Origin of the sequence: Pseudoruminococcus massiliensis (assembly GCF_900291955.1) — a bacterium.
GTDB classification, from domain to species: domain Bacteria; phylum Bacillota; class Clostridia; order Oscillospirales; family Acutalibacteraceae; genus Pseudoruminococcus; species Pseudoruminococcus massiliensis.
Genome location: NZ_OLMR01000002.1, coordinates 377,963 through 392,151, shown reverse-complemented (window position 1 = coordinate 392,151; position 14,189 = coordinate 377,963). Strand labels below are relative to the sequence as shown.

The following is a 14,189-nucleotide window of genomic DNA, read 5'->3' as shown; positions in this document are numbered from 1 at the left end:
GATATAATGAGCTTTCTAAAATCTTTTTTCGGAAATTATAGTAAGCGTGAGCTTAAAAGAATTAACCCTATTGTTGACAAAATCCTTTCTTTAGAGGATACATATAAAAAAATGACTGACGCAGAACTTCGTGAGCAGTCCGACAAGTTCAGAGAAAGACTTAAAAACGGCGAAACTACCGACGATATTCTTCCAGAGGCATTTGCTGTCTGTCGTGAAGCTGGCGACCGTGTTCTTGGTATGCGTCACTTCCCTGTACAGCTTATTGGTGGTATAGTTCTTCATCAGGGAAGAATCAGTGAAATGAAAACTGGTGAAGGTAAAACTCTTGTTGCTACACTTCCCGCATACCTCAACGGTCTTACAGGTGAGGGCGTTCACATTGTTACAGTCAATGACTACCTCGCAAGGCGTGACTCTGAATGGATGGGCAAGCTTTATCGTTTTCTTGGACTCACCGTTGGTCTTATCACTCATGATGCCTCTAATGATGAACGCCGCAGAGCTTATGCCGCTGACATTACATATGGCACAAATAACGAGCTTGGTTTCGACTATCTTCGTGATAATATGGTTGTCTATAAAAATCAAAAGGTTCAGCGTGGCCACGCCTTCGCTATCGTCGATGAAGTTGACTCCATTCTTATAGATGAAGCAAGAACTCCTCTTATCATTTCAGGCCCTGGTGATAAATCAACAGATATGTATGAGAGAGCTGACAAGCTTGCTAAGAAGCTCACCAGCAAGAAGTTTGTTGAAATCGACAACAAAGAAGATAATGACGAGCTTTACAAACAAGAGGGCATAGACTATATCGTTGATGAGAAGGCTAAAACAGCTACTCTTACACCTCTCGGTGTCAAAAAAGTTGAGGAATATTTTGGAATCGAAAACCTCACTGACCCTGAAAATGTTGTCTATCAGCACCATATAAACCAAGCTATCAAGGCTCATGGCATTATGCGTAAGGATATTGATTATGTTGTCAAGGACGGAGAAGTTATCATCGTTGACGAAAGCACAGGCCGTCTTATGTATGGCAGACGATACAATGAAGGCTTGCATCAGGCTATCGAGGCTAAGGAAGGCGTTAAGGTTGAGCGTGAAAGCAAAACTCTTGCTACTGTCACATTCCAGAACTACTTCCGTATGTATAAAAAGCTCTCTGGTATGACTGGTACTGCTATGACCGAAGAAACAGAATTCCAGGAAATTTACAAGCTCGATGTTGTAGAAATTCCTACAAATAAACCTATCCAGAGAATCGACCTCCCAGACGCTATCTTCAAAACAGAGCAAGGCAAGTTTGAAACTCTCATAGAGGATATTATGGAGGCTCACAAAAACGGTCAGCCTGTTCTTGTTGGTACAATTTCTATCGAAAAGTCCGAGGTTCTCAGTGCGTTGCTCAAGAAAAAGGGTATCAAGCACAATGTCCTCAATGCTAAATATCACGAAAAAGAAGCTGAAATCATCGCACAGGCTGGTAAGCTCGGTGCTGTTACTATCGCAACAAATATGGCTGGTCGTGGTACTGATATTATCCTTGGTGGTAATGCCGAATACCTCGCAAAATCTGAAATGCGTAAGATGAAAATTCCAGAGGAGCTTATTGTCGAAGCAACAGGTTTTGCAGAAACTGATAACGAAGACATCAATAAGGCTCGTGAAACATTCAGAGCACTTGAAGCTAAATATAAGAAAGAAACCGATGCCGAGGCTGAAAAGGTCAGAGAGGCTGGCGGTCTGTTCATTATGGGTACAGCTCGTCACGAATCTCGCCGTATTGATAACCAGCTTCGTGGTCGTGCAGGTCGTCAGGGCGATAAGGGTGCAAGCCGTTTCTATCTTTCAGCTGATGACGAACTTCTCCGTATCTTTGCGGGCGACAGACTTACAAAGATTATGGAAACTATGAAAGTACCAGATAACGAGCCTATCGAAAACAAGCTCCTCACAAATGCTATTCAGAGCGCTCAGGAAAAGGTCGAATCCAGAAACTTTGCAATCCGTAAGAATGTTCTCCAGTTTGACGATGTTATGAATCGTCAGCGTGAAATTATCTACGGTCAGCGTGACCAGGTTCTCGATGGCGAAAACCTTCGTGAAACTATTCTTAAGATGGTTACTGATGTTATCACATCTGCTGTTAATCTTTATCTCTCAAGTGAAGATAAAGAACATTGGAATCTTGATGGTCTTAGAGAGCATCTCAGAGGTTGGTTCCTCGATGAAGATAAAGAAAAAGAATTCCTCGAATTTAGCGATGAAGAATTTGAATCTCTCGAGAAAGATTACCTCAGAAACCAGCTTGTAGAATACGGTCAAAAGCTTTATGAAGAAAACGAAACCCTCATTCCAGAGGAAACAATGCGTGAGATTGAGCGTGTCTATCTCCTCAAGAATGTTGACCGCTACTGGATGGACCATATCGACGCTATGGAAGAACTCAAGCGTGGTATCCGCCTAAGAGCATACGGACAGCACGACCCTGTTGTTGAGTATCGAATGGAAGGTTTCGATATGTTTGATGAGATGATTGCATCTATCCGTGAAGATACTGTCAAAATGCTTCTTGTTATTCCAAGAAAAATTCACGAGAAAACGGAAGAACAGAAAAAGCTTCGTGAGCTTGCTCTCAAGCGTGCAGCAGAAGGTCGTGCAAGAGCCGCTGCATATGCACAAGCTGCGGCAATGGCTGCAAAGGCTGAATCTGATGAGCTTTCTGCTGTAAATGAAGATGACAGCGAGCCAATGTCCGCTGACCTTGAGGTTGAGGTTGAAACTACCGATAAAGATGTTCAGAATATAGCTGAAAAGTATACACATCGTGAGCAGGTTGCAGAGCCTACCATGACTAATGCTGATGGCTCAGACGGTCGTTCAAAGACTGTTGTTAAGAGTGCAAAGCAGAGAATCGGCAGAAATGACCCATGCCCATGCGGAAGTGGCAAGAAGTATAAGAAGTGCTGCGGCAAAGACGAATAAGCACGGCGAGCCGCCACTCCCAAGACGCGGAATCGGTGGCGAGCCGCCACTGTCAAGACGCGGAATCGCTCGGCAAGCCTCGCTCGACATTCTAAATTAACTTATATTGACGCGGTTGAAGAAACTACCGATTAGTTAGCAGACTTTCCCTAAGACACTTAAAAGTTTCGCTCGAGCCTTTTCAAAGGCTCGCGGATTCCAAAGGCAGAGCCTTTGGTGGGTTTTAAGGGCGAAGCCCTTAACCTGTCTTGCCTTCTAAAGGCGGACTTTGTCCGCCTTTAATACTAATGTTGCTAACAAAAGAATCCAATCGGTGGACATAGTCCACCGATGAGGGAGCAAAAAAATGTTAAGGGCGTTGCCCTTAAAACCTACGAGGGACTCCGTCCCTCGACCCTGCAAGCCTTTAAAAAGGCTTGAGCGAAACTTTTGTTTTTCTAAGATAAGTACGCAGTATAAATAAGCTGAATTTCAGCCAAAATACTTAATAAGAAAATATACTTAATTCTTAAATAATTTCCACCGAACCAACCTGATTAAAAAATCGGGTTGGTTTTGGTGCTTATAAAGATAATGTCAAGGCTGCTAACCTCAGCCTTAGGAGTTGTATTATTATGTTATTCTCAAAGAAAAATTCTACTGAAAATACAGGCAGCATAGAATATATTATCGTCGGTCTTGGAAACCCTGGTTCTCAATATGAAAATACCCGTCATAATGCTGGCTTTATCACCCTTGATACAATCGCCAAGAAAAACGACATCAAGGTGGATAGACTAAAATTTAAGTCACTTTGCGGAGCAGGTACAATCGGCGGAAAGCGTGTTCTCCTTATGAAACCGTCAACCTTTATGAACCTTAGCGGTCAAGCCGTCACAGAGGCTATGGCTTTTTATAAAATTCCGCCTGAGCATACTATTGTTATATTTGATGATATTTCCCTTGAACCGGGTAAACTCCGTATCCGCAGAAAGGGCAGTGACGGCGGTCATAACGGCATTAAAAATATCATCTACCTTTCAGGAAGCGACAAATTTCCAAGAATTAAGGTTGGCGTAGGTGCAAAGCCAAATCTACACTGGGAATTAGCCGACTGGGTACTTTCAAGATTTACAGAAAGCGAAATGAAATCCCTGACCGAGGCCGCCGAAAATGCCGCACAGAGTGTCGAATATATGGTAAATGAACAGACTGACAAGGCAATGAATCTCTTTAATTCGTAATCAAACCCAAATAAATTATTAGGTACAAAAATGAAATTTTTAGATAATATATTTTATAAAATTCCAGAATACAGAGAGCTTTCAAGAGCTATCGACTTATCCCGTCTGCCCGCTTGCGTGACGGGACTTTCGACTGTCCATAAATCTCACCTTATATATTCTCTTTGTCGTGAAAAACAAGCCCCCGCTCTTGTAATTGCCGCTGATGAGCAAGAGGCTCAAAGCTTTTGTGCAGATATTTCCGCTATGGGACTTAAAGCACTTTATTATCCCGCAAGAGATTTCATTTTCTATGATATGGCTGGACGCTCGCACGAATACGAACATCAACGCATACACGCCCTTTTTGCCTTGCAAAATAAGCTATGTGATGTAGTAGTCGCTTGCATTGACGGCTTATTGCAATATACAATTCCAAGTAAGAGCCTTAAAACTGCGACTATATCCGCACATATCGGCGATGAAATCCCGCTCGATAAAATCGTACTTTCACTTGTAAATGCAGGCTATGAACGCACCGAGCAGGTTGAGGGAACTGGACAATTCGCCGTCCGAGGTGGTATTCTTGATTTCTTTCTTACAACAGAAACAAGACCTATGCGTGTAGAATTCTGGGGAGATGAAATCGACAATATTTCCTATTTCGACCCCGAAACCCAAAGAAGAACAACCGAAACCTGCGATTCATTCATAATCACCCCATCAACGGAAATTCTTATCAACAATAAAGAAAAGCTTATAGAAGCAATTACCAAAAAAGCCACTTCACTTCGTGGCAAAACTTCCGCAATAGCAAAGGAAAAGCTTTTAAACGAATGTGATATTCTCAGAGATACGGGCAATCTTCCTTGCGTTGACAAGTTCTATTCGCTGATTTATCCTAAGAGCGAAACATTATTCGATTATATAGATAACGATATGCTTGTTTTTGTTTCAGAGCAAGTCAATCTTCGTGAACGAATGAAATCCGTTATGTGGCAGTGGCACGAGGATATTAAGGACTATTTTTCAGACGGAACTCTCTGCAAAGGACTCGATACATTCTCGCTTGATTATCAGGATTATCTTGATAATGTTCAGCACCGTAATACTATTCTTTTAGATAATTTTACAAGAGGAACTTCCGACTTAACACTCCGAGAGCTTTTCAATATGAGCGTCAAGCGTCTTTCCATATGGAGTGGTTCTGTTTCAATACTTTGTGACGATTTAGATGCTATGCTTGCTCAGGGATATACAGTGGTCGTACTCTGCGGAACAGAAAAAGCTGCCAAAAATCTCTGCGATGATTTAAAGACCCACGATAAAAACGCCGTTTTTATCGCAAACAATTCTCCTCTCGGAGAAAATAAGCTATATGTTGCGGCTGGCAGTCTTTCGGCTGGCTTTGAATATCCTGCGGCTAAATTTGCTCTGATAACACACGGTCAAGTCAGCATAGCAACAAAAAAACGCCGTAAAAAGCATACAAACGGTCAAAGAATTTCAAGTATTACCGACCTTTCAATCGGTGACTATGTAGTTCATTCCATACACGGAATAGGCATTTTTGACGGCATACACAAGATAGAAACCCAAGGTGTAACAAAGGATTACATCAAGATAAAATACGCAAAGCAAGATGTTCTCTATGTTCCCGTAACACAGCTCGACCTTGTCGCAAAATATATCGGTCCTCGTGAAGATAGCACCGTCAAACTCCATAAGCTTGGCGGTACAGAGTGGCAAAAGACCAAAACAAAAGTACGCACAGCCGTTAAAGATATTGCGCATGAGCTTATAAAGCTTTATAGCGAGCGTATGAAAGCACAAGGTCACGCTTTTCCAAAGGATACCGAATGGCAAAAGGATTTCGAGGCTCGTTTTGAATACGAAGAAACTCCCGACCAGCTCCGTTGCATTGAAGAAATCAAAGAGGATATGGAGCGAACCGTTCCTATGGAAAGACTGCTCTGCGGAGATGTTGGTTTCGGCAAAACAGAAGTTGCACTTCGTGCCGCCTTTAAATGCGTAACCGACTCAAAACAGTGTGCCTTACTTGTCCCTACAACAATTCTTGCGTGGCAACATTATCAGACAATCCTCCGCAGATTTGAGGGTTTTCCCGTAAATATAGAATTACTTTCAAGATTCCGAACCGCCAAAGAGCAGAAAGAAATCATTAAAAAGCTCAAAAACGGTGATATTGATATAATTGTCGGCACTCACCGACTTCTCGGCAAGGATATTGAGTTCCGAGATTTAGGCTTAGTCATAATTGACGAGGAACAGCGTTTTGGTGTCGCTCAAAAGGAAAAATTCAAGGAAATGCGTAAGAATATTGATGTTCTCACACTTTCCGCTACACCTATTCCAAGAACACTTAATATGGCTATGTCGGGTATTCGTGATATGTCCGTTTTAGAGGAAGCCCCACAAGACAGACACCCTGTTCAGACCTATGTCCTCGAACAAGATAACGATGTTATAAACGAGGCAATCCGCCGAGAATTACGCCGAGGCGGTCAGGTATTCGTACTTCATAATTCCGTTGAAACTATATCGCAAAGAGCCGCCAAGATTCAGCTTGATATTCCCGAAGCAAAGGTCGGCTTTGGACATGGCAAAATGAACGAAAACGAGCTTTCCGAAATCTGGCGAAAAATGCTCGAAGGCGAAATAAATGTCCTTGTCTGCACAACGATTATCGAAACAGGCGTTGACCTGCCTAACGCCAACACCTTAATAATTGAAAATGCCGATAGAATGGGACTTTCCCAGCTACACCAGATTCGTGGACGAGTTGGCAGAAGCTCTCGCCGAGCTTATGCCTACCTCACCTTTACAAGAAACAAAGTCCTAAGCGAAATCGCCCAAAAGCGACTTTCAGCTATTCGTGAATTTACAGAATTTGGGTCAGGCTTCAAGATTGCTATGCGTGACCTCGAACTCCGAGGAGCAGGAAATATCCTCGGTGCTCAACAGCACGGTCATATGGAAGATGTCGGATATGATATGTATTTAAGATTGCTCGGTGACGCTGTCAGTGAAGAAAAGGGCGAAGAAAATCCCGACAGAGATATTGACTGCCTTGTTGATATACACATTGAGGCACACATTCCAGAAGACTATATCGAAAATCTCAGCCATAGACTTGAGATTTACCGCAGAATTTCCGAAATCCGCACAGAAGAAGATTTAAGCGATGTTACAGACGAATTGATAGACCGTTTTGGCGACCCGCCTAAGTCCGTACTTGGACTTCTTACGATTGCACTTGTCAGAAGTAAGGCAGAAAGTTCAGGAATTTATGAAATCAAACAGCGTGATGGCTATGCTATGATGTTTGTAAGAAATATAAAGACGCCTGCGGTTGCAGATATTATAAGTCGAATGAAGAGCAGAGCAACCCTTAGTGCGACAAATAAACCATATATAGCTATTAAAATGCAGCCAAATGAAAAGATTTTGGATTTATTATGCACAACCTTAGATATTAAGGGCATAGGATAAGGCTTTGCGTTATATATATAAATTTTTCAGGTGATTATTATGGAAAAACAAAAACCATCTAAAAATTCAATCCTCGTTTGGCGTATAAGAGCCACTCTTATTTTATTCGGCACCGCATTTATACTTGGTGCTTTATTCGTGTTTTTCCCAATAATATCATCTATCATCGCTACTCTTATAATAATAGCATATATTCTTGCTATAACTATTTATTGCCCTAAGCTCTATAAGCATACAAATTTCTATTTAGTCGGAAATAACCTCACCATAGAGCAAGGTTTTTTTGTCAGGCGTAAATGTATGCTTAGTCCTGAACGCATTCAATATATTATAACTCTGAGCGGACCTATTCAACGCCACTTAGGCGTTTGTTCTCTATCGTTTATGACAGCAGGTTCTACTCAAACACTGCAAAATATCACCCCAGAGGACGCACTAAAAATAAAAACCGCTCTCGACCTTTCAAAAAAGGAGGTGCGTAGTGAAAGAAAGAAGTCTTAAAAAACAACACCCTTTCGCTATGCTGTCAAAATTGACAGGCTCAGCACTTCTACTTTTGTTGCCGGTAATACAGCAGTTGTTATATAGACCACAGAACGCAATTGAAATAATCGGTTCAATGGGTATTTCAGCACTTTATGCCATAGGAGTTATAACTGTTGCACTTATTTTCTATAATACCTGTCGATATAAAAGGGTCGCAAATGGCATATATCTTGAGCGTGGAGTTTTGATAAAGCGAAAATACACTGTTCCGTTTGAAAATGTTTCAACTATAACTGTTGATAGAAATATTTTCGCAGCTATTTTTAATGCAGCAAAAATAAATATAGATACACCCGCAGGCTTCAGCAAAAAGCGAGATATTTCCCTCTATATGCGTAGAAGTAAAACTCGGTTTATAATTATTAAAATGCTCGACGGCCTAAAAACAAGCTATATATATATGGCTGGTAATTTTCGTATGGTGCTTATGTCAGCCCTTTGGTCAAACCCAATGACAGGCTTGCTCTTGCTTGCACCACTTATTGAAAAGACAGGTAATATTCTTGGCAAGGAATTTAACAGCATAGTAATTAAATCCGTCGATTTCCGGACAAACCTTGTTTCAGTCGGCATTACACCAGCTGCGGCAACTATCGCAAATATTCTTGTACTTGGCTGGGCAGTCGCTATGCTTTTCCAATTTTTCAGATACGCAAGATTTTCCTCAAAGCGTATTGGTGATTATATTGCCATAACAAGAGGAATCGGAGTTAAAAACGAACGCTATACAAAAATTCATGAGGTTTCGGCTCTTACTATAAGCCGTACACTTTCTATGGCTATGCTAAAGCTGAGAAGTGCAGGAATTTTCGCCGTAGGCTCTGGCAAAGATAAGGGCGATAAAAGCCTTATCGCAATAGCCGCTAATGACCGAGAGCTTGCCTCTGCAATTAAGGGCATAGTTGGCTTTGATACTCACTATAAAAGACGCCTACGCCCCGAAAAGAGCCGATTTTTCTCATATATTATGGTTCCACTAATAGCTATGGGAACAGTTTTTGCGGCGGTCAGTCTGCTTATATTTGTGCCATTGCTTGACGATTTGTATTTCACCGCATTGTTAATATCTCTTGCCCCGCTTGCGTGGTGGATAGCCTTTCGTATTTATGCGTTTTATAATTCCTCAATCGGTTATAATAAAAGCTGTGCAATGTTCTGCGGATATAGAAAGCTTTCACTCGTTGAGTATGTAATCCCATATCAACATATACAGTTCGTTGAAATCAGGCAAAATCTTTTTCAACAACATTCAGGCTTTTGCAATGTCAGAGTTTATCTCTATTATGAACAAAAAGCGATTCATACAGTTAAGCACTTAAGATTAGCCGATGCCGAAGAAATAGTCAAACAAATAGAAAAAAGAATAGGTAGCTAACAAACTCACACTAAGACACCTAAAAGTTTCGCTCAAGGCGGCGAGCCGCCGCTCCCAAGACGCGGAATCGCTCGACAAGTCTCGCTCGTAGTGAGAATAAGAAGTTTTCACACGCGGAGGACTAAACTACCGCTTAGCTAACAAACTTCTCAAAGACACTTAAAAGTTTCGCTCAAGGCGGCGAGCCGCCGTTCCCAAGACGCGGAATCGCTCGACAAGTCTCGCTCGTAGTGAGAATAAGAAGTTTTCACACGCGGAGGACTAAACTACCGCTTAGCTAACAAGCTTCCCAAAGACACTTAAAAGTTTCGCTTGAGCCTTTTTAAAGGCTCACAGTTTCCAAAGGCAGAGCCTTTGGTCGCTCTCCGCAGAGAGCGAAACACTTTATGCTCCGCTAAGCGCAGGAGGGTAGAAAAACATTCCTGCGGAATGTTTTTCGTAGGGAACCCTCGCAGGGGGTTCCCTGTGGGTAACCATCAATGGCTAATGACACAAAATTGCTCAATCTTTTTCAAAGTCATTATGAAATAAATATACTTTAAGAAAGGACTTATAAAAAAATATGAAAAATGAATATTGTATAACATGGAACCTATATAAGTCTTGGGTAACTGCTAATATGTTCAAAGGAAAATCCTTATTTTTCAGAATCTTTTGGTGCTTTCTATTGGTTCTGATGATTGTGTTCGGTATAATATCCCTCAATATTGGTGATGTAAAGGCAATTAGCATATATTTCTTTTTGCTTGCTTTACTTTGTCTATACAATGCCTTTTTAAGACACATACTATTAGCTAAGAAAACATATCGCAAACTATCTGAAACATATGGAAAAGAAAACTGGACAAGAAGTATTCTATTTGAGAATGATAATATCTTACTTACTGATAACAATGTATCAATTAAATATAAATACTCTGATATAGTTGATATTAAAGAAAACGGAAATGAGATTTTTGTTATTTTTAATAATAAATCATTTATCAGATTATATAAATCCGCCTTTATTGGCTGTGATTGGAGCGAATGTAAAAAGTTTTTGAAAGATAAAAGTACATTAACTTATCAGTAACATTAGTTATAAAGAGGCGGATAAAATCCGCCTCTTAGATGCAAAGAAGGTTAAGGGCTTCGCCCTTAAAACCTACGAGGGACTCTGTCCCTCGACCCTGCAAGCCTTTAAAAAGTATTGACCTAAACTTTGAGTGTCTAAGAAAAGTTGCTTAGCTAAACAGCAGTTAATTCAAATGCAGTATTTTTGAGTTTTATCGAACTCATTCAAAATAGAAAGGAAGTCTAAAAATGATAGGAATAATAGGTGCTATGGATATCGAAGTAGAGGGACTTATCTCTGCTATGAGCAATAAAGAAGAAAAAAAAATCAGCGGAATAGTCTTTCATTCAGGAAAAATCGGTGATAAAGAGTGTGTTGTTGCTAAGTGTGGTGTCGGCAAGGTTAATGCCGCTGTCTGCACTCAGACAATGATTCTTGAATATCAGCCTGAGTGTATTATAAATACAGGTATCGGCGGTGCAACTTCCCTCGAAACCAAAATCGGTGATGTTGTAATCGCCACAGAAGTAGTTCAGCACGATATGGATACAACCGCTCTTGGCGATGCTCCAGCAACGCTTTTTCTTCATAATGGCGAATACGATAAAATTCCTTGCGATAAAGCCATTTCAGAAAAAATCATTTCCGCTTGTAAAAGCTGTGGCATAGAACCAAGGCTTGGCATTGTCGCAACAGGTGATAGATTCATTGCAGGTAATGGCGAACGCATTAAGCTAAATAAAAGCTTTGGTGCAATCGTTTGTGAGATGGAGGGCGGAAGTATAGGACAAGTTTGTTTTATAAATGATATGCCATTTACCATTTTGCGTTCAATTTCAGATAGTATGAGTGATGAAGAAGATAGCGTTGAATATATGACATTCTGCAAAAGTTCTGCTCAAAAATCTGTTACTGTACTCAAAAAATTCCTCACAGAGCAATAAAATTCCAATTTTATATTTACATATCAAAAAATTATGATAAAATAAGATAAATAAAATATTGGGGAGCTGCTCATAAATGAAAAAAATGCCTGTATTCGTTCTATTGGCACTTATAATAATTCTTTTCCCGTTTATTATGCTTATCATACAAATGGGAAATAACAGCGAGATTATGAATAGCAAGAATAATATTATAGAAAACTACTCCAAATATGAAGAAAAGCTAAAAGAAAATGGCTATAATACGAAATTAGTCACCGAAAACGGCGAAAAATATCTTGTAGTTTATGAAAAATATATAACTTATAAATTCAATAAGTTAAATTCCTGCATTGCTGAATTCAGCAATAAAGATGTTGCCGAGCAAAAATATACTTGCACGATGTATACAAAAAATATTGGTGAAAGCAATATCAATGTAACTCTCCATGAAACATATCAAAATTCCGTACTTGATTTTTCTTGCAACTATTCACCAAATGATTTTAATACCATTATTACAGATACTCCAAACTATGATAAAAACGACCGAGAGATTAAAAAACTCATTGAAAATGACTATAAATTATCCGTAATTTACGCAAATATAAAAAATATAAACTCCGATTTAAAAACTATAATAAGCGAAAAGTAAAGAAGCAGTCTGTCCCGTAATTTCAGGACAGACTGTTTTATAGCTTATAAAAAAGCAAACAAAAATCTGACTGCCCACAACGAACAGCCAGATTTTTGTTTTAGGAGAAAATTATGATTAAGTTAGGAGTAAGCAAATTATTCATCGAGGTTAAAAAAGAAAAGCTCCTCGAATCTTTTGTCAAGTGCGATACAAAGAAGTAGAGCAAGCTTTGCACTTGGGCAAAACTGATTATTTTCGATTGAGCTTATAGTTTGTCGAGAAACTCCGACCATATCTGCAAGCTCACCTTGAGATATTTTTTTCTCTGCACGGGCAACCCTTAGTTTGTTTTGAAGTTCCAACGGTTTACTCATTACTCAAACACCACAAACGCAATAATACAAGCCACTGCAATAACAAAAGTTGCAACTGCAGCAATCAGATATTTCGTTTTCCTTAAATCCTTATATTGATAAAAGAAAGTAGTTGAGAGGTATGCAGTCATAATCGCACCAAACTCAAAAAATTTTTCGCCATGAAAGGCTCTATAAACGCTAAAGACCAAGCAAAGAACAGCGACAACAACCGCACCGAAACCGAAGGAACGGCTATAAACAGTTTGTTCTCTCTCATCGAGACCATCTTTTTTGTTTTTAGCAAGTATTTCTTGTTTATTCATATTCAAGAACCGCCTTAAACAATTTTATTCAGCCCATCTCTCTTGGCTGATTATATATTACCACAGCTCTGGCAATTTGTCAAGTACCCTTGTCAAAATTTCTTCCAAACTTGTCAGCGGTGGGTGCCGACCCACGGCGAAGACGCGTAATCGCTCGGCAAGCCTCGCTCGGTGTGAGTATGGGAAATTTGTTGACGCGGATGAAGTAGCTACCGCAGCCGAACTGGCTACGCCGTTCGGCTCTACCGATTAGCTAATAGACTTTCCTAAGATACTTAAAAGTTTTGCTCAAGGCGGAGTGCCTCCGCCGTCAAGACGCAGAATCGCGTCAGGTGACTACCTGCGGCAAGCCTCGCTCGGTGTGAGTATGGGAAATTTGTTGACGCGGATGAAGTAGCTGCCGTAGCCGAACGGGCTACGCCGTTCGGCTCTACCGATTAGCTAATAGACTTTCCTAAGATACTTAAAAGTTTTGCTCAAGGCGGAGTGCCTCCGCCGTCAAGACGCAGAATCGCGTCAGGTGACTACTTGCGGCAAGCCTCGCTCGGAGTGTATACGATAAGTAAATTGACGCGGATGAAGTAGCTGCCGCAGCCGAACGGGCTACGCCGTTCGGCTCTACCGATTAGCTAACAGACTTTCCTGAGATAAGTGCGATAGTTAAAGCGAAAAACAAAAAACACAGCTCGAATTGAGCTGTGCTGTTGCATCTCGTAATTTAATTAGTCGATTTCGACCATTATTTTGAGGTCGTTTCTTATAGCTGCTGCACGCATAACTGTGCGAATTGCTTTAGCTATTCTGCCTTGCTTGCCGATTACTCTGCCCATATCCTCTTCCGCAACATGAAGATGGTATACTATGACACCTTCATCATTTGGTTCGTCTACATCAACAGTAACCTGCTCTGGTTTCTCAACAAGACCCTTTACGATAGTAACAAGTAAATCTTTCAAGATTCTAACCTCCTAATTAAAGGATATTGTTGTTCTTGAAAAGAGCCTTAACTGTATCAGTTGGCTGAGCACCATTGCTGATCCACTTCTTAGCCTTTTCCTCATCAACCTTGAATGTCTTAGGCTCTGTGAGAGGGTTGTAGTAACCGATTTCCTCGATGAATCTACCATCGCGAGGATATCTTGAGTCAGCAACTACGATACGATAAAAAGGTGTTTTCTTAGCACCCATTCTACGAAGTCTGATTTTAACTGCCATTTCATTTCACCTCCAAAAAAGTTCGATTGCACCAAAATAAGGGTACATTTCGATATA

At 40.5% G+C, this 14,189-nt stretch carries 12 protein-coding genes; 8 read left to right on the top strand and 4 right to left on the bottom strand.

What is annotated here, in order from left to right; translation table 11 throughout:
* The first annotated feature begins 6 nt into the window (after nt 1-6).
* The 8 genes from secA to C9914_RS04610 all read left to right on the top strand — a co-directional run bounded on the left by secA (nt 7) and on the right by C9914_RS04610 (nt 12,256).
* A complete protein-coding gene (secA, locus tag C9914_RS04645) occupies nt 7-2,988 on the top strand; it encodes a preprotein translocase subunit SecA (RefSeq protein ID WP_022264640.1) in 2,982 nt (993 codons plus the stop codon).
* Between the two features lie 614 nt (nt 2,989-3,602).
* Nucleotides 3,603-4,211 (top strand): aminoacyl-tRNA hydrolase, encoded by a 609-nt coding sequence (gene pth, locus C9914_RS04640; RefSeq protein WP_106763697.1) that lies wholly within the window; start codon nt 3,603-3,605, stop codon nt 4,209-4,211.
* A 30-nt stretch (nt 4,212-4,241) separates the two neighbouring features.
* Nucleotides 4,242-7,703: a transcription-repair coupling factor gene (mfd, locus tag C9914_RS04635; RefSeq protein ID WP_106763696.1), complete on the top strand. Its 3,462-nt coding sequence runs from the start codon at nt 4,242-4,244 to the stop codon at nt 7,701-7,703.
* 39 nt (nt 7,704-7,742) lie between these two features.
* Nucleotides 7,743-8,204, top strand: coding sequence for a PH domain-containing protein (locus C9914_RS04630; RefSeq protein ID WP_106763694.1), 462 nt, complete (start codon nt 7,743-7,745; stop codon nt 8,202-8,204).
* Nucleotides 8,185-9,624 carry a PH domain-containing protein gene (locus C9914_RS04625; RefSeq protein WP_106763692.1) on the top strand — a complete coding sequence of 480 codons (1,440 nt, stop codon included), beginning with the start codon at nt 8,185-8,187 and terminating at the stop codon, nt 9,622-9,624. Before C9914_RS04630 ends, C9914_RS04625 begins: the two co-directional genes overlap by 20 nt.
* Before the next feature lie 562 nt (nt 9,625-10,186).
* Nucleotides 10,187-10,696 carry a YcxB family protein gene (locus C9914_RS04620; protein WP_158707330.1) on the top strand — a complete coding sequence of 170 codons (510 nt, stop codon included), beginning with the start codon at nt 10,187-10,189 and terminating at the stop codon, nt 10,694-10,696.
* Nucleotides 10,697-10,926: 230 nt separating this feature from the next.
* Entirely contained in the window at nt 10,927-11,622 is a 696-nt protein-coding gene (locus C9914_RS04615; protein WP_106763689.1) for a 5'-methylthioadenosine/adenosylhomocysteine nucleosidase, read from the top strand.
* A 76-nt stretch (nt 11,623-11,698) separates the two neighbouring features.
* Nucleotides 11,699-12,256: a hypothetical protein gene (locus C9914_RS04610; protein WP_022265399.1), complete on the top strand. Its 558-nt coding sequence runs from the start codon at nt 11,699-11,701 to the stop codon at nt 12,254-12,256.
* Between the two features lie 137 nt (nt 12,257-12,393).
* Here C9914_RS04610 and C9914_RS04605 read toward each other — a convergent pair whose 3' ends face one another.
* The 4 genes from C9914_RS04605 to rpsP all read right to left on the bottom strand — a co-directional run bounded on the left by C9914_RS04605 (nt 12,394) and on the right by rpsP (nt 14,132).
* Nucleotides 12,394-12,612, bottom strand: a complete 219-nt coding sequence (locus C9914_RS04605; protein ID WP_022265400.1) for a helix-turn-helix transcriptional regulator — start codon at nt 12,610-12,612, stop codon at nt 12,394-12,396.
* A complete protein-coding gene (locus C9914_RS04600; protein WP_106763687.1) occupies nt 12,612-12,917 on the bottom strand; it encodes a DUF6442 family protein in 306 nt (101 codons plus the stop codon). The genes C9914_RS04605 and C9914_RS04600 overlap by 1 nt, the downstream gene beginning before the upstream one ends.
* Nucleotides 12,918-13,639: 722 nt before the next feature.
* Nucleotides 13,640-13,873 (bottom strand): KH domain-containing protein, encoded by a 234-nt coding sequence (locus C9914_RS04595; RefSeq protein ID WP_106763686.1) that lies wholly within the window; start codon nt 13,871-13,873, stop codon nt 13,640-13,642.
* A gap of 16 nt (nt 13,874-13,889) precedes the next feature.
* Entirely contained in the window at nt 13,890-14,132 is a 243-nt protein-coding gene (gene rpsP / locus C9914_RS04590) for a 30S ribosomal protein S16 (RefSeq protein WP_022265403.1), read from the bottom strand.
* Between the last annotated feature and the right edge of the window lie 57 nt (nt 14,133-14,189).